The 20,777-nt window shown below is 61.0% G+C and carries 24 protein-coding genes; 10 read left to right on the forward strand and 14 right to left on the reverse strand.

Annotated features, from left to right (window positions below):
- Nucleotides 1-3: 3 nt before the first annotated feature.
- The 3 genes from CH92_RS04840 to CH92_RS04850 all read right to left on the reverse strand — a co-directional run bounded on the left by CH92_RS04840 (nt 4) and on the right by CH92_RS04850 (nt 4,435).
- Nucleotides 4-912 (reverse strand): acyltransferase, encoded by a 909-nt coding sequence (locus CH92_RS04840; RefSeq protein WP_025240649.1) that lies wholly within the window; start codon nt 910-912, stop codon nt 4-6.
- 134 nt (nt 913-1,046) lie between these two features.
- The gene (gene pta / locus CH92_RS04845) at nt 1,047-3,143 is read right to left on the reverse strand and encodes a phosphate acetyltransferase (RefSeq protein WP_025240650.1); all 2,097 of its coding nucleotides are present in this window, start codon (nt 3,141-3,143) and stop codon (nt 1,047-1,049) included.
- Between the two features lie 104 nt (nt 3,144-3,247).
- Complete coding sequence (locus tag CH92_RS04850; protein ID WP_025240651.1) at nt 3,248-4,435, reverse strand: acetate kinase; 1,188 nt, start codon at nt 4,433-4,435, stop codon at nt 3,248-3,250.
- Nucleotides 4,436-4,675: 240 nt separating this feature from the next.
- On the opposite strand from CH92_RS04850, the gene CH92_RS04855 reads away from it, so the two are divergent.
- The 4 genes from CH92_RS04855 to CH92_RS04870 all read left to right on the forward strand — a co-directional run bounded on the left by CH92_RS04855 (nt 4,676) and on the right by CH92_RS04870 (nt 7,695).
- Nucleotides 4,676-5,161 (forward strand): FKBP-type peptidyl-prolyl cis-trans isomerase, encoded by a 486-nt coding sequence (locus tag CH92_RS04855; protein WP_025240652.1) that lies wholly within the window; start codon nt 4,676-4,678, stop codon nt 5,159-5,161.
- A 108-nt stretch (nt 5,162-5,269) separates the two neighbouring features.
- Entirely contained in the window at nt 5,270-5,752 is a 483-nt protein-coding gene (locus CH92_RS04860; protein WP_025240653.1) for a glutathione peroxidase, read from the forward strand.
- Between the two features lie 166 nt (nt 5,753-5,918).
- The gene (locus tag CH92_RS04865) at nt 5,919-6,515 is read left to right on the forward strand and encodes a TetR/AcrR family transcriptional regulator (protein WP_025240654.1); all 597 of its coding nucleotides are present in this window, start codon (nt 5,919-5,921) and stop codon (nt 6,513-6,515) included.
- 70 nt (nt 6,516-6,585) lie between these two features.
- Nucleotides 6,586-7,695 carry an NADH:flavin oxidoreductase gene (locus CH92_RS04870; RefSeq protein ID WP_025240655.1) on the forward strand — a complete coding sequence of 370 codons (1,110 nt, stop codon included), beginning with the start codon at nt 6,586-6,588 and terminating at the stop codon, nt 7,693-7,695.
- A gap of 84 nt (nt 7,696-7,779) precedes the next feature.
- On the opposite strand, the gene CH92_RS04875 is transcribed toward CH92_RS04870, so the two are convergent.
- From CH92_RS04875 to CH92_RS04890, 4 genes are all read right to left on the reverse strand, one after another.
- Nucleotides 7,780-8,391: a flavodoxin family protein gene (locus CH92_RS04875; protein ID WP_025240656.1), complete on the reverse strand. Its 612-nt coding sequence runs from the start codon at nt 8,389-8,391 to the stop codon at nt 7,780-7,782.
- Between the two features lie 56 nt (nt 8,392-8,447).
- The gene (gene cysZ, locus CH92_RS04880) at nt 8,448-9,206 is read right to left on the reverse strand and encodes a sulfate transporter CysZ (RefSeq protein ID WP_025240657.1); all 759 of its coding nucleotides are present in this window, start codon (nt 9,204-9,206) and stop codon (nt 8,448-8,450) included.
- 233 nt (nt 9,207-9,439) lie between these two features.
- Entirely contained in the window at nt 9,440-9,799 is a 360-nt protein-coding gene (locus CH92_RS04885; RefSeq protein ID WP_025240658.1) for a HopJ type III effector protein, read from the reverse strand.
- Entirely contained in the window at nt 9,796-10,089 is a 294-nt protein-coding gene (locus CH92_RS04890) for a DUF1244 domain-containing protein (RefSeq protein WP_025240659.1), read from the reverse strand. The genes CH92_RS04885 and CH92_RS04890 overlap by 4 nt, the downstream gene beginning before the upstream one ends.
- A gap of 143 nt (nt 10,090-10,232) precedes the next feature.
- On the opposite strand from CH92_RS04890, the gene CH92_RS04895 reads away from it, so the two are divergent.
- The gene (locus CH92_RS04895; RefSeq protein ID WP_025240660.1) at nt 10,233-10,604 is read left to right on the forward strand and encodes a sensory rhodopsin transducer; all 372 of its coding nucleotides are present in this window, start codon (nt 10,233-10,235) and stop codon (nt 10,602-10,604) included.
- Nucleotides 10,605-10,612: 8 nt separating this feature from the next.
- Here CH92_RS04895 and folX read toward each other — a convergent pair whose 3' ends face one another.
- The 3 genes from folX to CH92_RS04910 form a co-directional block, all read right to left on the reverse strand.
- Entirely contained in the window at nt 10,613-10,987 is a 375-nt protein-coding gene (folX, locus tag CH92_RS04900) for a dihydroneopterin triphosphate 2'-epimerase (protein ID WP_025240661.1), read from the reverse strand.
- 15 nt (nt 10,988-11,002) lie between these two features.
- A complete protein-coding gene (folM, locus tag CH92_RS04905) occupies nt 11,003-11,713 on the reverse strand; it encodes a dihydromonapterin reductase (protein WP_025240662.1) in 711 nt (236 codons plus the stop codon).
- Nucleotides 11,714-11,832: 119 nt separating this feature from the next.
- On the reverse strand, nt 11,833-12,480 hold the full coding sequence (locus CH92_RS04910; protein WP_025240663.1) for a hypothetical protein: 648 nt from the start codon (nt 12,478-12,480) through the stop codon (nt 11,833-11,835).
- 222 nt (nt 12,481-12,702) lie between these two features.
- Here CH92_RS04910 and CH92_RS04915 point away from each other — a divergent pair, with 222 nt between their 5' ends.
- Entirely contained in the window at nt 12,703-13,155 is a 453-nt protein-coding gene (locus CH92_RS04915; RefSeq protein ID WP_025240664.1) for a flavodoxin, read from the forward strand.
- A 23-nt stretch (nt 13,156-13,178) separates the two neighbouring features.
- On the opposite strand, the gene CH92_RS04920 is transcribed toward CH92_RS04915, so the two are convergent.
- The 3 genes from CH92_RS04920 to olsB are packed head-to-tail and all read right to left on the reverse strand — an operon-like array spanning nt 13,179 to nt 15,338.
- A complete protein-coding gene (locus CH92_RS04920) occupies nt 13,179-13,781 on the reverse strand; it encodes an ACP phosphodiesterase (protein ID WP_025240665.1) in 603 nt (200 codons plus the stop codon).
- Between the two features lie 39 nt (nt 13,782-13,820).
- The gene (locus CH92_RS04925) at nt 13,821-14,591 is read right to left on the reverse strand and encodes a lysophospholipid acyltransferase family protein (protein WP_025240666.1); all 771 of its coding nucleotides are present in this window, start codon (nt 14,589-14,591) and stop codon (nt 13,821-13,823) included.
- Entirely contained in the window at nt 14,592-15,338 is a 747-nt protein-coding gene (gene olsB, locus CH92_RS04930) for an L-ornithine N(alpha)-acyltransferase (protein WP_025240667.1), read from the reverse strand.
- 191 nt (nt 15,339-15,529) lie between these two features.
- Between olsB and CH92_RS04935 the strand changes: the two genes are divergently transcribed.
- The 4 genes from CH92_RS04935 to CH92_RS04950 all read left to right on the forward strand — a co-directional run bounded on the left by CH92_RS04935 (nt 15,530) and on the right by CH92_RS04950 (nt 18,723).
- Nucleotides 15,530-16,432 (forward strand): acyl-CoA dehydrogenase, encoded by a 903-nt coding sequence (locus CH92_RS04935; protein WP_025240668.1) that lies wholly within the window; start codon nt 15,530-15,532, stop codon nt 16,430-16,432.
- A gap of 202 nt (nt 16,433-16,634) precedes the next feature.
- Nucleotides 16,635-17,798 carry a phospholipase D-like domain-containing protein gene (locus CH92_RS04940; RefSeq protein WP_038622841.1) on the forward strand — a complete coding sequence of 388 codons (1,164 nt, stop codon included), beginning with the start codon at nt 16,635-16,637 and terminating at the stop codon, nt 17,796-17,798.
- A 48-nt stretch (nt 17,799-17,846) separates the two neighbouring features.
- Complete coding sequence (locus CH92_RS04945; RefSeq protein ID WP_025240670.1) at nt 17,847-18,428, forward strand: DJ-1/PfpI family protein; 582 nt, start codon at nt 17,847-17,849, stop codon at nt 18,426-18,428.
- Between the two features lie 73 nt (nt 18,429-18,501).
- Nucleotides 18,502-18,723: a VF530 family DNA-binding protein gene (locus tag CH92_RS04950; protein ID WP_025240671.1), complete on the forward strand. Its 222-nt coding sequence runs from the start codon at nt 18,502-18,504 to the stop codon at nt 18,721-18,723.
- 416 nt (nt 18,724-19,139) lie between these two features.
- Here the strand turns inward: CH92_RS04950 and CH92_RS04955 are convergent, their stop codons facing one another.
- On the reverse strand, nt 19,140-20,663 hold the full coding sequence (locus CH92_RS04955; protein WP_025240672.1) for a fumarate hydratase: 1,524 nt from the start codon (nt 20,661-20,663) through the stop codon (nt 19,140-19,142).
- Nucleotides 20,664-20,777: the final 114 nt, after the last annotated feature.

Raw genomic sequence — 20,777 nt, forward strand, 5'->3', positions numbered from 1 at the left:
CCGTCAGCGACTCGGCGGATATTGCCGGTGCAGCGTTTCGAGCAGGGCGTCCTTGTCACTCCACAGCTCGTTGATCCACTCCTGGAAGCTCAATCGATAGCGCTCGTCCTGGTCATAGCTGCGATGCAGGAACTCGGGCGGAATGGGCTGAGAGTCGATGCGCATCACCACCCGTCCGATCCGGCCACAGAGCAGATCCCAGAAGCTGGGATTACCGTCCGGATAGTGGATGGTGATGTTGACCAGTGCAGTCAGCTGCTCGCCCATGGCGTCGATTACGAAGGCGACGCCGCCGGCCCTGGGTTTGAGCAAATGGCGATAGGGCGAGGCCTGCTCGTCGTGTTTGTCCTGGGTAAAGCGTGTGCCTTCGAGAAAGTTGAATACCGAAACCGGATTGGTCCGGTAGCGCTCGCAAGCCTTGCGGGTCGTGGCCAGATCCTCGCCACGTTTTTCCGGATACTTGGTCAGGTACTCCTTGGTAAAGCGCTTCATGAAGGGGAACTCAAGCGCCCACCAGCACAGGCCAATGACCGGTACCCAGATCAGCTCCTGCTTGAGGAAAAATTTCAGAATCGGCATGCGCCGGTTCAACTGGTACTGAAGCATCAGGATATCGGCCCAGCTCTGGTGGTTGCTGGTGACCAGATATGAGTGCTGCATGTCGACCTTTTCCAGCCCTTGCACGTCCCATTGCGTGCGCCGCACCTGATCCATCCAGAAGCCATTGACCGCCATCCAGGATTCGGCGATCCAGTGCATTCCGAAGCGCAGCGCGCGTTGGATGCGAGGGATCGGCAGCGCCAGTTTGAGCAGCGAAAGGGCGAAAAGCGGCCAGCACCAGAACAGCGTGTTCAGCGCCAGCGTCAGGCCAGCAAGGACGCCCCGGAATGGAGCAGGAAGGACACTCAGCATCGATTGGCTCGTATACCCGTCAATTGAGGCGGCAAGAGTACCGATTGCGCGCTGAACTGCAAGGCGAATGCGCCCAGTGAAGTTGAGTTACGACCTGTCCAGCTGCGACGAGCCGGGCAGGTCGGGTCAGCGAATCAGGCTTTCTGGCTGTCGGCCTGCAGCGCGGTGAGCGCGATGGTGAATACGATGTCATCCACCAGTGCGCCGCGGGACAGATCATTTACCGGTTTGCGCAGGCCTTGCAGCATGGGCCCGACGCTGATTACGTTGGCGCTACGCTGAACCGCCTTGTAGGTGGTGTTACCGGTGTTCAGGTCGGGAAAGATGAACACTGTCGCTTGGCCGGCAACCAGGCTGTTCGGCGCTTTCTGCTTGCCGACACTGGCAACCGAAGCGGCGTCGTACTGCAGTGGGCCGTCGATCGGCATGTTGGGTGCGCGTTCTTGGGCGATGCGCGTGGCTTCGGCGACTTTCTCCACCTCGGCGCCGCTGCCGGAGGTGCCGGTGGAATAACTGATCATTGCCACGCGCGGATTGACGCCCAATGCGACGGCGGATTCAGCGCTTTGCAGCGCGATTTCCGCGAGCTCGGTAGCGCTCGGGTTGGGGTTCACTGCGCAGTCGCCATAGACCAGCACCTGGTCCGGCAGCAGCATGAAGAACACCGACGACACCAGACTGTAGCCCGGCGCGGTTTTGATCAACTGCAGCGCCGGGCGAATGGTATTAGCGGTGGTATGCACAGCACCGGAAACCAGGCCGTCCACTTCATCGAGCGCCAGCATCATGGTACCCAGCACCACGGTGTCCTGGAGCTGCCCACGCGCGTCCTCGGCTGTCAGCCCCTTCGCCTTGCGCATCTCGCACATGGGCTCGACGTACTGGTTGATGATCAGCTCGGGATCGAGAATTTCAAGGCCGGACGGCAGCATGATGCCCTGCTCGCGGGCAACCGCCTGAACGTCTTCGGGCTTTGCCAGGAGCACGCAACGGGCGATTCCGCGCTCCTGACAGATCGCCGCGGCACGGATGGTGCGCGGCTCGTTGCCTTCCGGCAGCACGATGCGCTTGTTCGCCTGTTGGGCGCGTTTGACCAGTTGATAGCGGAACGCCGGGGGCGACAGCCGCAACTCGCTACGCGGTACGCTGAGGCGCGTATGCAGCAGTTCGGGCTGCAGATGCTGGGCGATGAAATCGGTCACCAAGGTGGCGCGCTCGATATCGTCCGCCGGCGTTTCCTTGTTCAGCGCGAACAGGTTGGTGGCCGTGTCGTAGGAGCCAGTCTGCACGGTCATCACGGGTAAACCGCCATCGAGCGCAGCCTTGCACAGATCGAGGATGCGCGGATCCGGGGCGAAATCGCTGCACAGCAACAGGCCCGCCAGTTCGACGCCATTGAGCGACGCCAGGCTAGCGGCCAGGATGATGTCGTCGCGATCGCCGGGTGTGACCACCAGTACACCCGGCTGGAGCAACTGCACGGTGTTGGGAACGGCACGGGCGCAGAGGACGATCTTGCTGATGCGGCGCCGTTCGGCTTCGCCGGCATGGAGCACCTTGGCATCCAGCAGCCGGGCGATGTCTAGAGTACGCATGGCGTTCAGGTGTTCGGCGTAGGGAACGGCGCCGAGCAGCTGGAAGTCCGGGCTGCCGAGCAGTGGTAGCTGCTCCTTCAGGCGATCGATGAATGCCGGCACACCGTCGTCGCTCTTGATCTTGTTGAGCACCAGGCCGAGCACCTTTGGGTCCCTGGCGCCACCGAATAGCTGCGCCTGGATTTCGATGCGCTCGGCCATGCGTTTGAGCGTGTCGTTACCTTGCGCGGCGATCAGAATAACCTCCGCGTCCAGGCTTTTGGCCAGGTGGGTGTTGATCCGCGAGGTGTGGTTGAACTCCCGCGTCGGCACCATGCCCTCGACGATCACCACGTCCTTGCCAGCGGCTACTTCCTGATAGCGGCTGACCACGTCTTCGAGCAAGAGGTCGAGCTCGCCATCGGCCAGTTGACGCTCCACCTGTTCCAACGGCAGTGGCTCAGGCGAAGCGATATTCAGGGTGTTTGCCACCAGTACGCAGGAACGCTCGCGGCCCTGGTCGAGCGGAAAGGGCTGGGCGATGGGCTTGAAGAAGCCCACCGTCAACCCGGCACGTTCGAGTGCCCGGATCAGACCAAGGCTGACGGAATTGAGGCCGCCACCAAAACCACAGGGGGCGAGGAAGAGCGTATGCATGGTGATCTCCTGTCGAGCGAAGGGCGATGGCGCTGTCGAATCGACTAAAACCGACGCCCCTTACGGTCGCCGGATTTTGCAATGCAATCCGTGTCGGCGCGTTGTCAGGCGTCAAGCAGCGCTAGGGTATCCAGCGCGATCTGACGTTCCTCGTTGGTGGGCACCACCAGAACCCGCGGGCTGCCCAGCGCCTGGATTTCGCCACCGACGCCACGGGTACAGCGTGCGTTGGCGTCTTCGTCCAGCTTGAAGTTGAACAGCTTGAGGTGTTCCAGGGTGCGGCTGCGTGCGGCTGCCGAGTTCTCGCCGATGCCGCCGGTGAAGATCAGGCCGTCGAGTTTGGGCAGGGCGCAGGCCATGCTCGCCAACGACTTGGCCAGGCGATAGCAGAAGACTTCGAAGGCCAGTGTGGCGCCCGGATGGCCGGCAACGCGGGCTTCGTAGAGGGTGCGCATGTCGTTGGACAGGCCGGAGAGGCCCTTCAGACCACTGTCATGGTTGAGTACGCGATCGATCTGCTCGAGGCTCCAGCCCAGGGTCCGGTTCAGGTAGCTGTGCAGATTGGGGTCGACATCACCACTGCGCGTGCCCATTACCAACCCTTCCAGCGGCGTCAGGCCCATGCTGGTGTCGCGGCTTTCGCCGTTGACGATGGCGCAGGTCGAACAGCCATTGCCCAAGTGCGCGGTCAACCAGCAGCTGTCGTCCACCGGCAGGCCGGTCAGTTCTGCAGCGCGCTTGCTGACATAGTTGTGGCTGGTGCCATGGAAGCCGTAGCGGCGAACACTGTGCTCCTTGTAGAGAAACTCCGGCACGGCATAGCGGAAAGCGTGCTCGGGCATGCTCTGGTGGAAGGCCGTATCGAATACGCTCACCTGTGGCAGCCCTGGGAAAAGTGCGATTGCAGCGTCGATGCCGACCAGATTGGCTGGATTGTGCAGCGGTGCCAACTGAGCGCTCTCGCGGATCGCCCTGAGCACGTCTTCGTCGATCAGGCTGGAACCGGTGAAATGTTCTCCGCCATGCACCACCCGATGGCCGATGCCGTCGAGTTTGCCGCCTGCCGCTTCTTGAGCCAGAGGCAGCAGCTGTTCCAACGCCGCACGATGATCGGCTCCGGGAATATCCCGGCTATGCTTGGCGTCTCCCAGCTGCCAGTGAAGCACCGCTTCCGGGCTGCCGAGGCGTTCGGCCAGGCCGTGCAAGGGAAAGGTCGCGTGCCTTTCGTTGACCAGTGCAAACTTGATCGACGAGCTGCCGCAGTTAATCACCAGGATGTTTCGAGCCGACATCGGTGCTCCTCGGATGCGTATTAATTATTGAAATACATCAATTAGCGTGCGGCGCGGATTCTGGCATAGGCGTTGGCGAACCGATGTTCTCCAAAGGTGGTATGTGGCCTGGGGTCGGCGGCAACGGCTACGGATATTCGTCAAGCCTGCTGCTGCTTCCGTTTATCCGGGCTCGGTTCGCAATCGACGCTGCTGGCGGTTAAACTTTGGCATCACATTCCCCAGCAAAGGTTTCGCCTCATGCAGATTGCCGCTAAAAAGGCTGTGTCAATCGACTACACGCTCACCAACGACGCCGGTGAGGTGATCGACAGCTCTGCTGGCGGCGCGCCGCTGGTCTACCTGCACGGCGCAGGTAACATCATTTCCGGTCTGGAAAAAGCGCTTGAAGGTAAGCAGGGCGGTGATGAAGTAAACGTCGCCATCGAGCCGCAAGATGCTTACGGCGAGTACAGCCCGGAGCTGGTCGCCACTCTCAACCGCGCCATGTTCGAAGGTGTCGACGAACTGGAAGTCGGTATGCAGTTTCATGCATCCGGTCCGGACGGCGGCATGCAGATCGTCACTATTCGTGATGTCGAAGGTGACGACGTAATCGTCGACGGTAATCATCCGCTGGCCGGGCAGCGTCTGAACTTCGAAGTCAAGATCGTCGATGTACGCGACGCCACCGAAGAAGAAATTGCCCATGGTCACGTCCATGGCGAAGGTGGTCACCAGCACTGACGGCTCGCCGTCAGGCGAGTGAGCAGCGGCAAGGTTCGATCCAGGCGATCGACCGATGGAAGCGCTTCGGTATGCCGGAGCGCTTTTTTACCCTCTGGAGAAGAGAGAATGAGCGCGTTCCACGAGTTGGTCCTACCTGGCCTCGCTGGGCAGGAGTTGCCCCTAGCGCCGCTGAAACATCAGGTGACGCTGGTGGTCAACGTGGCATCCGAGTGCGGGTTGACTCCACAGTACGCCGGCTTGCAGGCGCTGCATGAGCGTTATCAGGATCGTGGTTTCGGCGTACTGGGTATTCCCTGCAATCAGTTCGCAGCTCAAGAACCGGGCAGCGATGCGCAGATCCTGCAGTTCTGCAGCGAAACCTATGGCATCAGCTTTCCGTTGAGCAGCAAGCTCGAGGTCAACGGCCCACAGCGGCACCCTCTGTACCGCCTCCTGGCCGGCGAGGGCGCTGATTTCCCTGGGGACATCAGTTGGAACTTCGAGAAATTTCTTGTCGATAAGAACGGCCGCGTACTGGCGCGTTTCTCGCCGCGGACAGCTCCAGACGATCCGGCCTTGATTCAGGCGATCGAAAGCGCACTCGTCTGACGCGATGTGCCTCTTGCGCAGTGCATCGGCCGCTGCGCTTATTTATCTCGTTCCCATCGCTCCGGTGTCGCCGCCTTTCGCGTCGCCATCGCTGTAATCATTGCGCCGCAATAAGCGCCATGGATGATGCTGTTTTCGCGAGACGACCGGTCATATGCTCGGGGGCATGAGCAACCAAGCCCGAATCGACAAGCGTGAACTGATCCTCGCCAAGGGTGCCCAGGTGATGACCTTACGTGGCTACCACGGCACCGGTGTGCTGGAAATCGTCCAGGCGGCCGGCATTCCCAAAGGCTCCTTCTATCACTACTTCGCCAGCAAGGAAGATTTTGCCCTGCAGGCGCTGGAGCACCTCTACCAGCCGCGCCTGGAGCGCTATCAGGCCGCGCTCGCTAACTCAGCGCTGAGCCCGCGTGAGCGAATCCTTGGCTATTACGCCGAGCTGGTCGCGCATTTCGTCCGCCAGGAACGCCCGCAGTATCACTGTTTCATCGGCAGCCTGAGCTTCGAGATGGCCGAGCTTTCCCAGCCCATAGGGCAAAAGGTCGAAGCGGTTCTGTCGCGTTCGGCTGCGATCCTGACGGACTGTCTCGAGGAGGCTCGACAGGTCGGTGAAATCGAAGCGCATACCGATTGCCAGGCATTAGCCGAGTTCGTCGGCAATGCGTGGGAAGGAGCGCTGTTGCGCATGAAAGTAGGGGCGCGTGCCGCGCCGCTGGAGACTTTTATGATGCAACTGGAGCGTCTGCTGAGGTTGCGCTGATTTTTTTTGGCGAGCGGCAAGACGACCGGTCGCTTTTTTGCTTATGCGATGAATTAACGAGGAGATAAAAATGACTGCTGCCGTGAACGCCCTGTTTCAGCCCTTCCAGCTCGGCGACCTGCAACTGCCGACCCGCGTGGTGATGGCGCCGATGACCCGGTCCTTCTCGCCGAACGGCGTGCCGACCGCCGATGTCGTCGAGTACTACCGTCGCCGTGCTGCATCGGGCGTTGGGCTGATCATCACCGAGGGCACCACGGTTGGGCACAAGGCAGCCAACGGCTATCCGCACGTGCCGCGCTTCTATGGCGAGGACGCGCTGAAAGGCTGGAAGGCGGTGGTTGAGGCTGTACACGCGGCCGGTGGCAAGATCGTTCCGCAGCTCTGGCATGTCGGCAACGTCCGTCGCAAAGGCACCGAACCGGAGGCGGAAGTGCCGGGCTTCGGTCCGATGGAGAAGCTCAAGGAAGGCCAGGTCGTGGTGCATGGCATGAGCAAACAGGACATCCAGGACGTTATCGCGGCGTTCGCGCAGGCTGCTGCGGATGCCAAGGCGATTGGGATGGATGGAGTTGAGATTCACGGTGCGCATGGCTACCTGATCGATCAGTTTTTCTGGGAAGGCAGCAATCAGCGCTCCGATGAGTACGGCGGCAGTCTGGCCAATCGCTCCCGTTTCGCCGTCGAGTTGATCGAAGCCGTTCGGGCCGCAGTGGGTGCAGATTTCCCGATTATCTTCCGCTTCTCGCAGTGGAAACAGCAGGACTACACCGCACGCCTGGTGACCACGCCAGAGGCGCTCGGCGAGTTCCTGGCGCCATTGTCGACGGCGGGCGTAGACATTTTCCATTGTTCGACACGGCGCTTCTGGGAAGCGGAGTTCGAGGGGTCGGACCTGAACCTGGCCGGTTGGACCCGCCAGTTGACCAGCAAGCCGACCATTACGGTAGGCAGCGTGGGGCTCGACGGTGAATTCCTGCAGTTCATGGTCAAGACTGACAAGGTGGCGCAGCCGGCGAATATCGAAGGCCTGCTGGAGCGTCTGAACAAGCAGGAGTTTGATCTGGTTGCGGTGGGACGTGCGTTGATCTGCGATCCGGACTGGGCACTGAAAGTTCGGGAAGGTCGCATGCAGGACATTCTGCCGTTCAGCCGTGAGGCGTTGAAGACCCTGGCCTGACTTTCGCAATCATTGAAGCGGTGATCGTGCCGCTTCGCAGGATCGCGTTGCACCGGCCCCAAGGATGGCGTCGGTGCAATCGTGCTAGCCCGACGCGCCTGGATAGCCAGCTTGCTTGAGCAGCTTGGCCAGATGAACAGCGTTGCGTGCAAGCATTGCGTTGGTCTTGGTGATCTTTTCACCAGGATTATCGAGGTCCTTGTAGTCGATTGAGCCCATCGCCTGCCCGACCCAGTAGGTACAGCCATTGGCGGGGATGCTGAAGCCCACATCGTTCAGGCCTTGAAACAACTCGGCCACCACGTGGTGGGCGCCGTCCTCGTTACCCACCACGGCTACGCAGGCGACTCGACCGTAAGACATCATGCGCTGCTGCTCATCCACCTCGCCGAGAAAGGCATCGAGCCGCTCGAGCACTCGTTGGCAGACGCTGGACGGATGGCCCAGCCAGATCGGTGTACCCAGAAGAAGGATATCGGCAGCAAGAATCTTTTCGCGGATCGCCGGCCAGTCGTCGTTCGGCCCTTCGTTGGATGTCACGCCCGGTTCGATGTTGAAATCCACCGCGCGTATTTGCTCACAGGCCACACCGAGCTGTTCCAGTTCGCGCTCGGCCTGGCTTAGCAGCAGGCTGCAGGACGAGTCGTTGGGGGATCGCTTGAGCGTGCAATTTATCGCCAGTGCGCGAAGTGCCATTTGCGAGTCTCCTGATCCGAGGGTGTTCTGATCTAGACAGCCCTGCGATTCATCGTTCACTCAGGTGCAGCAGGTACCAAGTGCTTCTTTCCGCCTTCGCGAACCCAGAACAGCGTGGCGCCAGCCACCGCCGCCGGCATGATGAGCAGGTTGAGCACAGGTATGAGCAATGCGGCATAGGTCACCGCGCCGAAGCTCAGGCTCTTCCAGCGTCGTTGGCGCAGCCACAGCATCATTTCCGCCCAGCTCATCTTGTTGTTGTCTGCCGGATAGTCGATGTACTGCACTGCCATCATCCAGACGCCGAACAGCAGCCACAGAGGGGCCGCAAAGAGGTTGACCACCGGAATGAATGACAGAATCAGCAGTGCAATCGCGCGAGGTGCGAAGTAGGCCAGCTTGCGCGCTTCGCGCCCGATGGTACGTGGCAGCATCGCCAGCAGCTCGGCCCAGCTGAACGGTGGCGAGCTGTCCTCGCCACGCGCGACCGTTTCGACCTTTTCAGCGAGAAAACCGTTGAACGGAGCGGCGATGATGTTGGCGAGTAGGGTGAAGGTGAAGAACACCATCAGCAGTACCAGAACCACGAACAACGGCCAGAGGATGTATTCCAGAAACATCAGCCACTCCGGCAGGCTCGGCATGAAGGCATCGACCCAGCCGCTGAACTGGCGCAGAGCGAGATAGATGAGCCCACAGAACAGCAGCAGATTGACCGTCAGTGGCAGGATGACGAACAGACGTAGCCCCGGGCTCAGGATCAACTTCAGGCCTTCACGCAGGTACTGCGGGCCGGAAAGGGCGGCGATGGGCATAGAGGACACTCCAGATGGGACCGGTCCGGACCTTACCGGCTTTGGCTGGGTGGGAAAAGTCTCAGGTTGGCCTGCGGCGAACCTATAGGGATCGCCTATCCGTGCAATCGAGAATGTGCAATGGTCAGTGTTGCGTCTGTTGGTCAGACTTAGCCCCGAACACTCCTCCTTGGTTTCAGGGCCGTCCGCTATCAAGCCTTCCCCAACTGCTGGCCGGCCCTTTTTTTTTGCTTTTATTTCGGGTCGAAACTGATCGGCTTGCGCGTCAGCGGCTGATGATCGAAACGCACGCCCGACAGCCCGGTTTCCATCAGGGCGCGAATGTTGCGGTGATCGGTTCCGCTGGGGTTTTCCAGTACCGATTGATAATGCTCGCCGAAGGCCAGCAGCGTTTCTTCAGTGGTGAGGCCTTCCAGCACTGCTAATCCAAGCGTCTTGCACGAGCCTTCGTTCTCACCGGCCGCATTCTCTACGTTGCCGTTGAAAAAGCGGCTTGGCTGGTAGTCATAGGCATTGGCGATAAAGGCCAGTGTCTCGCTGAACGGATGGTTGCGATTGCGCAAGCTGTCGCGAAAGTCTCTGAGACTGGTCATGGTTTCTGGCCCTTGTCGAAGGCAGCCTGCTGCTCGGGCGTCGCGTCCGTCTGGTAGCGCTTCTTCCATTCGGCGTATGGCATGCCATAGACCTCTTCGCGTGCCTCATCGATGCTGACTTCGATGTCCAGGTCTTCGGCGGCGGCCTTGTACCACTTCGACAGGCAGTTGCGGCAGAAACCAGCCAGGTTCATCAGGTCGATGTTCTGGGCGTCCGGTCGGCTGCGCAGATGCTGGACCAGGCGGCGGAAGGCGGCGGCTTCGAGTTCGGTGCGTTCTTGATCGTTCATTTTTTCTGGGTCTCGGCGTTGCAGACGTGGGCTGGATCATAACCTCGACGGATGCCCTGAGCCAGATACCGGCAGGGAACTTTAGCGCGCAGGTTCACCTCCGCTGAATAAGCTGGCCAGCCATTCCGCAGAGGAGTTCGCACGTGATTGGAAAGAGACACTGGGTAATTGCCGAAGGTTACCTGCCAGCTTTAGGGCCCAAGCCCGACGAGCCGGCGCTGAGGAGCCACGAAACGGCCTGCATTCTCAACGCGGGCCCGCTGGAGGCGGTGATCGAGTTGACCCTGTACTTCGCCGATCGAGAGCCGGTCGGCCCATACGATATCCGGGTCCCTGGGAGGCGCACGCTACACCTGCGTTTCGATGATTTGCAGGACCCCGAGGCAGTGCCGCGCGAGATCGATTACGCCAGCGTATTCGTCTCGAACGTGCCTGTGGTCGTTCAGCATACCCGGCTGGACGCCCGCAGTGGTGACCGCGCGCTAATGACCACTGTCGCCTACGGCAGTGACTGATGCGGGGCTCAGTCGCGATGGGCGGCCAGCGTGATTGACACCGATTCGGCGAAGCGCAATGCGTGTGGCTTGTCGACTTCGACCTCGGCGTAACGCACTTGCGGATGTGCCATGACCAGATCAAGGATTTCCTGCGTGAGCCGCTCGAGGAGGGCGAAGCGGTTGTCCTCGACGTGTTGGATGATGGCTTTGGTAATGGTGCGGTAGTTCAACGCATACTCGATATCGTTGTCGCGCACGGCATCGGCCGCTGGATAAAGCATCGTCAGGTTGATCAGAACATCCTGTTTGTTGAGGATTTCCTCTTCCTTGATGCCGATGAAGGTGCGTAGTCGCAGGTCTTTGACGCGGATGCGCGCCATGGCGGGTTCCAGTCTGGGCATGGGATTCCTTCGCAATCAGATCAGGTGACGGCCACCGTTGACGGTCAGTGTGGTGCCGGTGACATAGGGATTATCGAGCAGATAGCGCAGGCTCCGGTAGATCACTTCGGCGCCGGGTTCGATACCTAGCGCGGATTTGGCCAGCGCCTTGCGTCGATACGCCTCGTCATCGCCTTCGTTGAACTGTATCAGGGCAGGCGCGATGCCGTTGACCTTGATGTTCGGCGCCAGGCTGGCCGCAAACGAAAGGGTGAGGTTGTCCAGTCCGGCTTTGCTGGCTGCGTAGGCGATGTGCTTCTTGCTGCCTGTGCGGGTGACGTCGTCGCCAATGTGGATGATGTCCGCCGCGCCGCCGTGTCGCAGCAGCTCGGCGCAATGGAGATTGATCAAGTAGGGCGCGAGCATGTGGACCTCGAACATGCGCTGGAACACCTCGGCTTCCTCCCCCGGCGTCTCAGGGTGCCAGTCCGAGGCGTTGTGAACGACTGCGCGCAGGGTGTCGGTCTGCTGCTTCAGCGCCGCGATGAAGACATGGATGCCTGCCGCACCGGAAAAATCCGCCTGCAGCGTTACCGCGCCTCGCTCGCGTAACCGCTCGAGGCTGGGGCGGGGCGTGCGATAGCTGACGATCACCGGCTGGCCGTCATCGAGCAGGCGCTCAGCGCAATGCAAGCCGATGCGCTGACTGGCACCGGTAATCAGAATTGGGGCCTTTGGCTGATTCATGGTCTTCGCTGGAAGTCGGCTGTCGGGGCATGGGGCATGCATGGCGCCAAGCTTACCTCAGGGGGCGATACCGTACCTCACTACCGGCTCGCTCGCGAATCCACGGCCATGCGATGCCGCTAGGAGTGCTCGGGTGTATCGGCGAGCGTTTCCGTCGGAAGCTCCGGCTGCAGCTCCGGATGCAGGCGCTGGTGCTGTTCGTACAGATACGAGCGAATGCGTTCGGCGTCCCTGTCCTGTGGATACTCGACTTCGTAGGCGGTCATGCCGCCAGCGGCGTCGCGAATCCGGTGCGCGTCGATTTCGAGCGAGGCCTCGCCCGGGAGCGCCAGACGCAGGTGAAGATGCTTGGGTGCCTTCCTTTTTGGTCCTGTATCCACCAGCAGGCCGTTGGGAGACAACTCATGGACGCTCAACGCGGTCTCGCTACCGTCGTTGGAAAGCAGCGGCAAGGGCTCATCCAGATGCAGGCGCCAGGCGCGAAGAACCGGCCCGCGCTCGTAGATTGTCGGCGGTGCAAGTTGTAGCTGGATCGCCTGGAATTCGTCCTGGTTCAGCTGCAGGGGGAACGACATGCAATAGTCTTCGAGTTCGGCCTCGAGCGTCAGATTGGCTTTCGCAGCCAATTGCAGCAGCAGGCCATTGGCCTTCTCACCCCCATCCACGCGAAAGCCAGACCGCAATTCTCCCGACTCGACTGGCGAGCCGTTCACGAGCTCGTTGATGTACGCCAGCTCGGCGCTGGTGAGAACCGTTTTCTTCGCCATCCCGATTTCCCTCTCAAGAGCAGCAGGACAGGGCTACCCATACCTTCGACGCTCCGGTGCCCTCGGCGTCCGCGAGATCCTTTGCCAGGACCGCCTTGCGACAAGGTTTTTGCCGATTGGTTCCCTGAGCAGCGCGCCTTACCGCAAGTGTAGATCCGGGCAGACGAAGGCAAAGGCCGAATGCGGCATAATGCTTCGCTTCAATTCGCAACGGAGCCCACCATGAAAGTCGCCATCCTCTCCGGTACGGTCTATGGCACCGCCGAAGACGTCGCCCGCCATGCTGCATCATTTCTGAAGGCGACGGGTTTCGATACCTGGCACGACCCGCGTGCGCAGCTTGCGCAGATCGTCGACTTCGCGCCGCAAGCGCTACTGGTCGTGACGGCCACTACCGGTATGGGCGAATTGCCCGACAACTTCATCCCGCTGTACTCAGCCATTCGCGATCAGTTTCCGGCATGGCAGGGCTTGCCGGGCGGCGTCATCGCGCTGGGCGACGCCAGCTATGGCGATACCTTTTGCGGTGGCGGTGAGCTGGTCCGAGAGTTGTACGCCGAGCTGGGCGTGCGCGAGGTGCAGGACATGCTGCGTCTTGATGCCAGCGAAACGGTGACACCCGAAAGCGACGCGGAGCCCTGGCTGGAACGCTTCGCTGCAGCCCTGCGGGGCTGAGCGCATTTCGAGGCGAGCGCCGATTACGTCAGCTGATCGACAGCGCTTGAATCGGAGCCGTTGAGTCGCGCGAATGCCTGCAGTTGCGGATAGAACTCGCGAAAGTCTTGTTGGAGCGGGACGTATAGCCGCTCCAGCTCAGCGACCCCGCCCGCCAACCCTTCCGGGCGCGAGAGCCGGCGACTCATGCCAGCCACCACTTGCTCCATTACCGCGAACTCGCGGTAACTGCCGAGCCAGTCCTGAGCCGCCATGCGTGGCGCTATATAGGCCAGCTTGCCGGGCAGCTCGGGCTCCTCATGCAACACCTGATAGACCCGCGCGGTGAATAGCTGCAGGGGTTCATCGGCGTATTCATGCCAGTGCGCGGCCAGGCAGTGGTCGAAAAACAGGTCGATCAATATCCCTGCGTAGCGTCGCCGTTCGCTGGGAAAGCGCTGCTTGGCTTGCAGCACCAGGGGATGGCTGTCGGTATAGGCATCGATTTGCCGGTGCAGGCGAATTCCGGCTTCGATATCGGCGGGCCAGCGGCCTTGCAGGGGTCCCTTGACGAAGTCGCCGTAGAGACTGCCGAGCAGTTCGCCGGGCTGCGAGCCGCCGAGATGCAGATGTGCGAGATAGTTCATGCGGACAGTCTAGCAGTGCTTCCTTGCGCTCGGCTTGGGTCAGGCTGCTACGGATGTCGGGGTGGCTGTGCCATACAGTGCGCCGGCAATGGCGGTGTGACAGGTACGGGCAAGTCGATTGCGCTCCATGCCGCGGCTGTCGATGGGTTGCAGTAACTTAATCTCGACTACTGCGACCTCGGCAGCCAGAAGCCGGAATAAATGCGCAAGCAGGTCGTCATCACCGATGAATGGCGCGATGGGATCGGCTTCGCCGTCGCGCAAATAGCGGATGGCCACCGGCTGGATCGGTGTACCGGTTTCGATCGCACACGCCAGCAGTCGTGAATGAAAGGTGTGCAAAGTCCTACCGTCCGTGGTCGTGCCTTCGGGAAAGATCAGCAGAGTGCGACCCTGCTTCAGCTCGGCGCTCAATAGCTGATTCAGCGTGCTGCTGTCGCCGCCTCCACGCCGAATGAACTGCGTGCCCGCCTCGGCAGCAAGCCAGCCGAGCAATGGCCATTGACGTACTTCGGATTTGGCCAGAAAGGTCATCGGCTGCAGCATTCCAAGCAGCGGAATGTCCGTCCAGGACAAGTGATTGGCAAGCCATAGCATCGGCTGAGCGGGGAGGGTGCCGGTCACTCGAACCTCGTACGGCAGCGCTGCGGCCAGCCGGGCGAGAAACCAGCGGCACGCCTGATGACGCGTTGCCTGAGATGTCCTGATTCCGACTAAAGCGTGGAGCTTCAGCACGCTGGCGATCGACAGGCCGATCGCAATCACCCCACACAAGCGCACCAGCCGCACGTACAACCGCAGCCTGCTCATTCAGATGGCCGCCTTGAAGTGGCGTGCGTAGCGCGGGCACAGCTCGTCGCGTTTGAGCAGGATGAAGACGTCGGCGACCTGGAAGTCCGGGTCCCAGCACGGCTCGCCGCAGATTTTCGCCCCGAGTCGCAGATAGGCCTTGAGCAGCGGCGGGGTTTCTGCGATCACATTGTCCGGCAGCTCCAGCGCGGGCAATGGATTCTTCGGGTTGGCGTGCAGCAGCTCGGTGCACAGATACCGCTCGCGCAGGCGCTGCATGATCGCTTGAGCCTGGACGCCGCCGTCGCGCATCGGAATGCTGGCGCAGCCCATCAGGTAGCGATAACCGCCCTGGTTCAGGGCTTCCGCCAGCTCGCCCCAGAGCACGGCGATGGTCGCCCCGTTTCGATAGGCCGGGTGCACACAGGTGCGGCCGATCTCTAGGATCGGTGCGTCCAGTTCCGCCAGGCCTTGCAGGCTGAACTCCTCTTCGCTATAGAAGCGCCCAAGCCGGCGTGCCGTCAGGTTATCGAGCAAGCGTGTGGTAGCGACCAGTTCGCCGCTGTCGAGATCGCGGACGCCGATGTGGCTGCAGTGCATGTCGAAGTCGTCGCGGTCCAGTCCGGCTTCGGCGCCTTGCAGCTGTGCACCGAACTCGCTGCTGAACACCCGATAGCGCAAGGCCTGGGCTTCGAGCAGCGCGGCTTGTCCGCATAGGCGCTCTGCTTGCAGGCGCCGCGTAGTGCGAGGAAAAGCGATGGTGGTCATACCCTGTCTCCTGGTCAGCCTTGGCGTGGCAATGCATTCGGAGCGCTTGATTGTTATGGTTGGCGTTCCGTCAATCAGTGATGCCGACTCAGGCTAGGCAGAGGCAGTGTCACGACTGTTACGGATCGATGATGCTTGGATGACGGTAATCGCCATTGGCTATTACCTCGCTGAAACCGTGGAGAGAGTCGATGTTTTGGCATGAGCTGCTCGTCCCGCTGCAACGCCTGCCGCCGCCTGCTGCACTGGACGATTGGTTCGCCGATCTACAGTCGCGAGGTGCGAACGGGCCTTTCGAGCTGGCGGTGCTGGGCGGGAGACTGGCGGCCACGCCGGGGCTGGCCTTTCTAGCGGGCTACCAAGCTGCGTTGCGACGACTTTGGCCGGCCGCGCCAGAGGGTCTCGGTGCGTTGTGCGCCACCGAGAACCGTTCGCTGCGTCCAGCCGACATGCTGACTCGTCTGGACGAGCTGCTGCTGACGGGATGCAAGGATTTCGTCACAGCGGGCTCTGCCGCGACCTGGCTATTGGTGCCTGCGCGCGATGAGGCGCCCGGCGAGCCTCCGCGGCTGAGTCTGTGCGTGGTCGGTTGCGGTGAGCGCGGTGTGATCGTCGAGGCGAGGCCGCCGTTACCTTTGCTGGTGGATATTCCGCATGGTCGCCTGCGGCTGGAAGGTGCGGCATGTCGCCGGTTGGCCGGTGATGGCTGGGACGACTACGTCAAACCGTTCCGCACGCTGGAAGATCTGCATGTGCTGGCGGCTCTGGTCAGTTGGCTTTACGGCCTCAGCTTGGAATGTGGCTGGCCGCAACGGTTGCAATTGCAGCTCTTGGGGCTATTGGCGGGCGCGGCTGAGGTTTCGCGACTTTCGCCTGCAGAATCCGCAACGCACCTGTTACTGGCTTCGCTGAATCTACAATTTGCAGGGCTTGCCGATGAGGTGGAGGCCGCGCTGGCGCTAGGCCCAAGGCAGTGGCTGGATCTTTGGCAGCGCGACCGCGGCGTGCTGCAACTGGCGCGTGGTGCGCAGGCCAAGCGGCTCGCACAGGCTGCGAAGGGGTTTGGGCTGACCCCTGAAGGCGATCAGGGGTAAAACAGGTAATGGCGACACCTCGGGAACTCCTCGTTGCGGCGCGAACCTATAACAGGCGTGCTGTGACAGCACGAGTCAATCTTCACAGGTTCAGCGGCGCTCGCGATTGGCGTCCGGTGTTCACCCAGACAAGGAATTCAATGTCTTTCAGCTGTATTGCCACCCTTGCTCAGCGCGCGGCCTCTTTGTGGAGCGCCGTGTCATGATACTGGCCGGGGAGGTCTTCCCCTGGCGAGAAGGCAATCGCTTCCAGCTGTTGATCGACGGGCCGGCATTCTTCCCGCGCATGCTGGCGAGTATCGATGCCGCCGATCGCCGGGTGGATATCGAGCTGTATCTCGTCGAGGACGGGCAGTGCGCGGATCGGCTGATCGATAGCCTGGTCGCGGCCGCCGAGCGTGGTGTGCGAGTGCGCTGTCTGTTCGATGGTTTCGGCTGCCTCAAGCTGGGCCAGAAGGCCCGGCAACGGCTGACCGATGCGGGAGTCGATCTGCGCCAATACAACCCGCTGAAACTTCGGTTGAAGTTTCGCAACCTGCACCGAGATCATCGCAAACTGATTCTGATCGATGACGCGTGCTGTTTCGTTGGCGGTGCCGGGGCCACTGACGAGTTCTGGAACCCTGCAAATCCCGAAGAGCACTGGCACGAAGCAATGGTTGAAATTTCCGGTCCGTTACTGGAGGACTGGCGGCGCCTGTTCGATGTCCAGTGGGCGTTGTGTCTGGAAAGGCGGATCTGGCAGCTGCCATTACCGCAACGATTGCCCAAGGTCCCGGCCAATCCCACGTTCGATGATGGCATGGGTCGGGTTGCCTATTCAGCGGCGCGACAGCATCGTGACATTCTTCACAGCCTGCTGCGCAATCTGCGGCGTGCGGAGCGCCGGATCTGGCTGGCAACGCCTTATTTCCTACCTACCGGCCGTGTTCGTCGTGAGTTGATGCGTGCCGCGAGACGCGGTGTCGACGTACAACTGTTGCTGACCAGCCGAAATACCGACCACCCATCGATTCGTTACGCGGGGCAGCGCTATTACCCGAGATTGCTGCGCGCTGGCGTGCGTATTCATGAATATCAGCCACACTTCGTTCATCTGAAAATGGTGCTGGTCGATGACTGGGTAAGCGTCGGCTCATGCAATTTCGATCATTGGAATCTGCGCTGGAACCTGGAAGCAAATCTCGAGGCGGTCGACACGCAATTCAGTGCCTCGGTTGCGGAGAGCTTCGAGCACGATTTTTCCCACAGCCTGGAAATCGATCTGCAGCAGTGGCACTCGCGTCCGCTGAGCCAGCGCATCTATCAGCGCATGTGGGGCCTGCTCGATAGGCTCACGATCAATATATTCAACCGAAGTGGCTGACGGCGGTCCGGACCGCCGCAACGTTTCATCTGACTGGAGAGTGTTCCGATGGCTGCCAAGAAAATTCTGATGCTGGTCGGCGACTACGTCGAAGACTACGAAACCATGGTGCCGTTTCAGGCGCTCCAGATGGTCGGTCATACGGTGCACGCCGTCTGTCCGGACAAAAAGGCCGGCGACACGGTGCGTACAGCGATCCACGACTTCGAAGGCGATCAGACCTATAGCGAAAAGCCGGGCCATAATTTTGCGCTGAACTTCGATTTCGACGCGGTGCGTGCCGAAGATTACGATGCACTGGTGGTGCCAGGTGGGCGTTCGCCGGAGTATTTGCGGCTCAACGATCAGGTGCTAAGCCTGGTCAGGGCGTTCAGCGAGGCGCAAAAGCCGATCGCTGCGGTGTGCCATGGTCCTCAGCTGCTGGCTGCTGCTGGGATTCTCGAAGGCCGTGCCTGCAGTGCCTATCCAGCCTGTGCACCGGAAGTGAAGCTGGCTGGGGGCGAGTTCGTCGATATTGGTGTCGACAAGGCGCACACCGACGGCAACCTGGTTACCGCACCGGCATGGCCGGCGCATCCCGAGTGGCTAGCCGCTTTCCTTGAGGTGCTCGGCACACGCATCAGCCTGTAATATGGCGTGCTGTCTACAAGGTCCGCCTCGGCGGGCCTTTTTCGTTGAAGCGTTCTTTCAGGCTCGATACACCATGACCCAGGCAAAAGATCCTCTCCACGGCGTAACGCTGGAATCCATTCTGGTGGAGCTTCAGGCACATTTCGGGTGGGGCGGGCTGGCCGCGCGGGTGGACATTCGCTGCTTCAAAAGCGACCCCAGCATCAAATCGAGCCTGACCTTCTTGCGCAAGACGCCCTGGGCGAGGGCGAAGGTCGAGGCATTGTTCGTTCAGCTCCGTCGATCTCCCGACTGATTTTTCGTAATGCAGCGTCCTGTGATTCACCCAAATCGTTTTATTAATCGAAGTCCGGCTCAAGTTAGCCCCATCCGATCGATTCCTTGGAACAGTTTGATTCGTTATGACCGACGAGTCGGTTTTGTTAGCGAATTGCCATCATTGAAATCGGGGCGATGAGAAATAACGGGCCGGTAAGCAACATCGAGCGGAAATTTCCGGCGCATCAGCGACTAACACGTGGCCGAAGACATCGCGCGGCAGGTCACCAGCATTGCTGTCAGCACCGACGGCAGCGTGACCAAGGCTGACCAGACCATGCAGCGCGGCCGCGCATTTGAAGACGCGGCACGGGGAGTGCGCGCTTTGGTCGAGCGGTTAGCACGTGAAAACAAAAAGCCCGGCATTGAGCCGGGCTTTTTTGTGGGTGTTGCTTACTGCACTTCGACGGCCAGGCTGTCCGAAATCTTCTTCTGCCAGATCGCCGGCCCGGTGATGTGTACCGACTCACCATTGGCATCGACGGCCACGGTGACCGGCATGTCCTTCACTTCGAACTCGTAGATGGCTTCCATGCCCAGTTCGGCGAAGGCCAGCACCTTGGACTTTTTTATCGCCTGGGCAACTAGGTAAGCCGCGCCGCCGACCGCCATCAGATACACCGCCTTGTTGTCCTTGATCGCCTCGATGGCGATTGGGCCGCGCTCGGACTTGCCAATCATGCCCAGCAGGCCGGTGCTCTCGAGGATCTGACGGGTGAACTTGTCCATACGCGTCGCAGTGGTTGGGCCTGCCGGGCCCACCACTTCATCACCGACCGGATCGACTGGACCGACGTAATAGATGAAGCGACCCTTGAGGTCCACCGGCAGTTCTTCACCCTTGTTCAGCATGTCGACCATGCGCTTGTGCGCGGCGTCGCGGCCGGTGAGCATCTTGCCGTTGAGCAGGACGGTTTCGCCCGGCTTCCAGCTCTGCACTTCTTCCGGGGTGATGGTATCGAGGTTGACGCGACGTGCGCTCGGGCCCGCTTCCCAGACGATTTCCGGGTAGGCGTCCAGCGGCGGTGGGGTGAGCTCGGCAGGGCCGGAACCGTCCAACACGAAGTGTGCATGACGGGTGGCAGCGCAGTTGGGGATCATGCACACCGGCAGCGAGGCGGCGTGGGTCGGGTAGTCCATGATCTTCACGTCGAGCACGGTGGTCAGGCCGCCCAGGCCCTGGGCGCCGATGCCCAGCTGGTTGACCTTCTCGAACAGCTCCAGACGCAGCTCTTCAATGCGGTTCTGCGGACCGCGGGCCTTGAGTTCATGGATGTCGATGGATTCCATCAGGACTTCCTTCGCCATCACCGCGGCCTTTTCGGCGGTGCCGCCGATGCCGATGCCGAGCATGCCCGGCGGACACCAGCCGGCGCCCATGGTCGGCACGGTCTTCAATACCCAGTCGACGATGGAGTCGGACGGGTTGAGCATGGCCATCTTCGACTTGTTTTCCGAACCGCCGCCTTTGGCCGCAACGTCCACTTCCACCTTGTCACCGGGAACGATGGAGTAGTGAATGACCGCCGGCGTGTTGTCTTTGGTGTTCTTGCGGGAACCTGCCGGGTCGGCGAGGATCGAAGCCCGCAGAACGTTTTCCGGCAGATTATAGGCGCGGCGAACGCCCTCGTTGATCATGTCGTCCAGGCTCATGGTGGCGCCGTCCCAGCGCACATCCATACCCACGCGCACGAATACGGTAACGATGCCGGTATCCTGGCAGATCGGCCGATGACCGGTCGCGCACATCCGCGAGTTGATCAGAATCTGTGCCATGGAATCGCGAGCTGCTGGCGATTCCTCGCGCAGGTAGGCCTCGTGCATCGCCTGGATGAAGTCGACGGGGTGGTAATAGGAAATGAACTGCAAAGCGTCAGCGACGCTTTGTATCAGGTCGTCTTGCTTGATCACGGTCATGCAGCGCGTCCTCTTGGCGGGGCGGAGACAAGGCGCGCGGAGACTTGGCCGACGCGCTCAGGTTAAAAAATGCGCGGCAGTATAACCTGCTGCACCGCAGGGTACACAGACGGA

This window comes from Stutzerimonas stutzeri (assembly GCF_000590475.1).
Classification (GTDB): Bacteria; Pseudomonadota; Gammaproteobacteria; order Pseudomonadales; family Pseudomonadaceae; genus Stutzerimonas; species Stutzerimonas stutzeri_D.

Coding starts and splice junctions, on each gene's coding strand:
- CH92_RS04840 (WP_025240649.1), bottom strand. CDS start 912: ATGCTGAGTGTCCTTCCTGCTCCATTCCGGGGCGTCCTTGCTGGCCTG.
- pta (WP_025240650.1), bottom strand. CDS start 3,143: ATGCATACGCTCTTCCTCGCCCCCTGTGGTTTTGGTGGCGGCCTCAAT.
- CH92_RS04850 (WP_025240651.1), bottom strand. CDS start 4,435: ATGTCGGCTCGAAACATCCTGGTGATTAACTGCGGCAGCTCGTCGATC.
- CH92_RS04855 (WP_025240652.1), top strand. CDS start 4,676: ATGCAGATTGCCGCTAAAAAGGCTGTGTCAATCGACTACACGCTCACC.
- CH92_RS04860 (WP_025240653.1), top strand. CDS start 5,270: ATGAGCGCGTTCCACGAGTTGGTCCTACCTGGCCTCGCTGGGCAGGAG.
- CH92_RS04865 (WP_025240654.1), top strand. CDS start 5,919: ATGAGCAACCAAGCCCGAATCGACAAGCGTGAACTGATCCTCGCCAAG.
- CH92_RS04870 (WP_025240655.1), top strand. CDS start 6,586: ATGACTGCTGCCGTGAACGCCCTGTTTCAGCCCTTCCAGCTCGGCGAC.
- CH92_RS04875 (WP_025240656.1), bottom strand. CDS start 8,391: ATGGCACTTCGCGCACTGGCGATAAATTGCACGCTCAAGCGATCCCCC.
- cysZ (WP_025240657.1), bottom strand. CDS start 9,206: ATGCCCATCGCCGCCCTTTCCGGCCCGCAGTACCTGCGTGAAGGCCTG.
- CH92_RS04885 (WP_025240658.1), bottom strand. CDS start 9,799: ATGACCAGTCTCAGAGACTTTCGCGACAGCTTGCGCAATCGCAACCAT.
- CH92_RS04890 (WP_025240659.1), bottom strand. CDS start 10,089: ATGAACGATCAAGAACGCACCGAACTCGAAGCCGCCGCCTTCCGCCGC.
- folX (WP_025240661.1), bottom strand. CDS start 10,987: ATGCCCAGACTGGAACCCGCCATGGCGCGCATCCGCGTCAAAGACCTG.
- folM (WP_025240662.1), bottom strand. CDS start 11,713: ATGAATCAGCCAAAGGCCCCAATTCTGATTACCGGTGCCAGTCAGCGC.
- CH92_RS04910 (WP_025240663.1), bottom strand. CDS start 12,480: ATGGCGAAGAAAACGGTTCTCACCAGCGCCGAGCTGGCGTACATCAAC.
- CH92_RS04915 (WP_025240664.1), top strand. CDS start 12,703: ATGAAAGTCGCCATCCTCTCCGGTACGGTCTATGGCACCGCCGAAGAC.
- CH92_RS04920 (WP_025240665.1), bottom strand. CDS start 13,781: ATGAACTATCTCGCACATCTGCATCTCGGCGGCTCGCAGCCCGGCGAA.
- CH92_RS04925 (WP_025240666.1), bottom strand. CDS start 14,591: ATGAGCAGGCTGCGGTTGTACGTGCGGCTGGTGCGCTTGTGTGGGGTG.
- olsB (WP_025240667.1), bottom strand. CDS start 15,338: ATGACCACCATCGCTTTTCCTCGCACTACGCGGCGCCTGCAAGCAGAG.
- CH92_RS04935 (WP_025240668.1), top strand. CDS start 15,530: ATGTTTTGGCATGAGCTGCTCGTCCCGCTGCAACGCCTGCCGCCGCCT.
- CH92_RS04940 (WP_038622841.1), top strand. CDS start 16,635: ATGATACTGGCCGGGGAGGTCTTCCCCTGGCGAGAAGGCAATCGCTTC.
- CH92_RS04945 (WP_025240670.1), top strand. CDS start 17,847: ATGGCTGCCAAGAAAATTCTGATGCTGGTCGGCGACTACGTCGAAGAC.
- CH92_RS04950 (WP_025240671.1), top strand. CDS start 18,502: ATGACCCAGGCAAAAGATCCTCTCCACGGCGTAACGCTGGAATCCATT.
- CH92_RS04955 (WP_025240672.1), bottom strand. CDS start 20,663: ATGACCGTGATCAAGCAAGACGACCTGATACAAAGCGTCGCTGACGCT.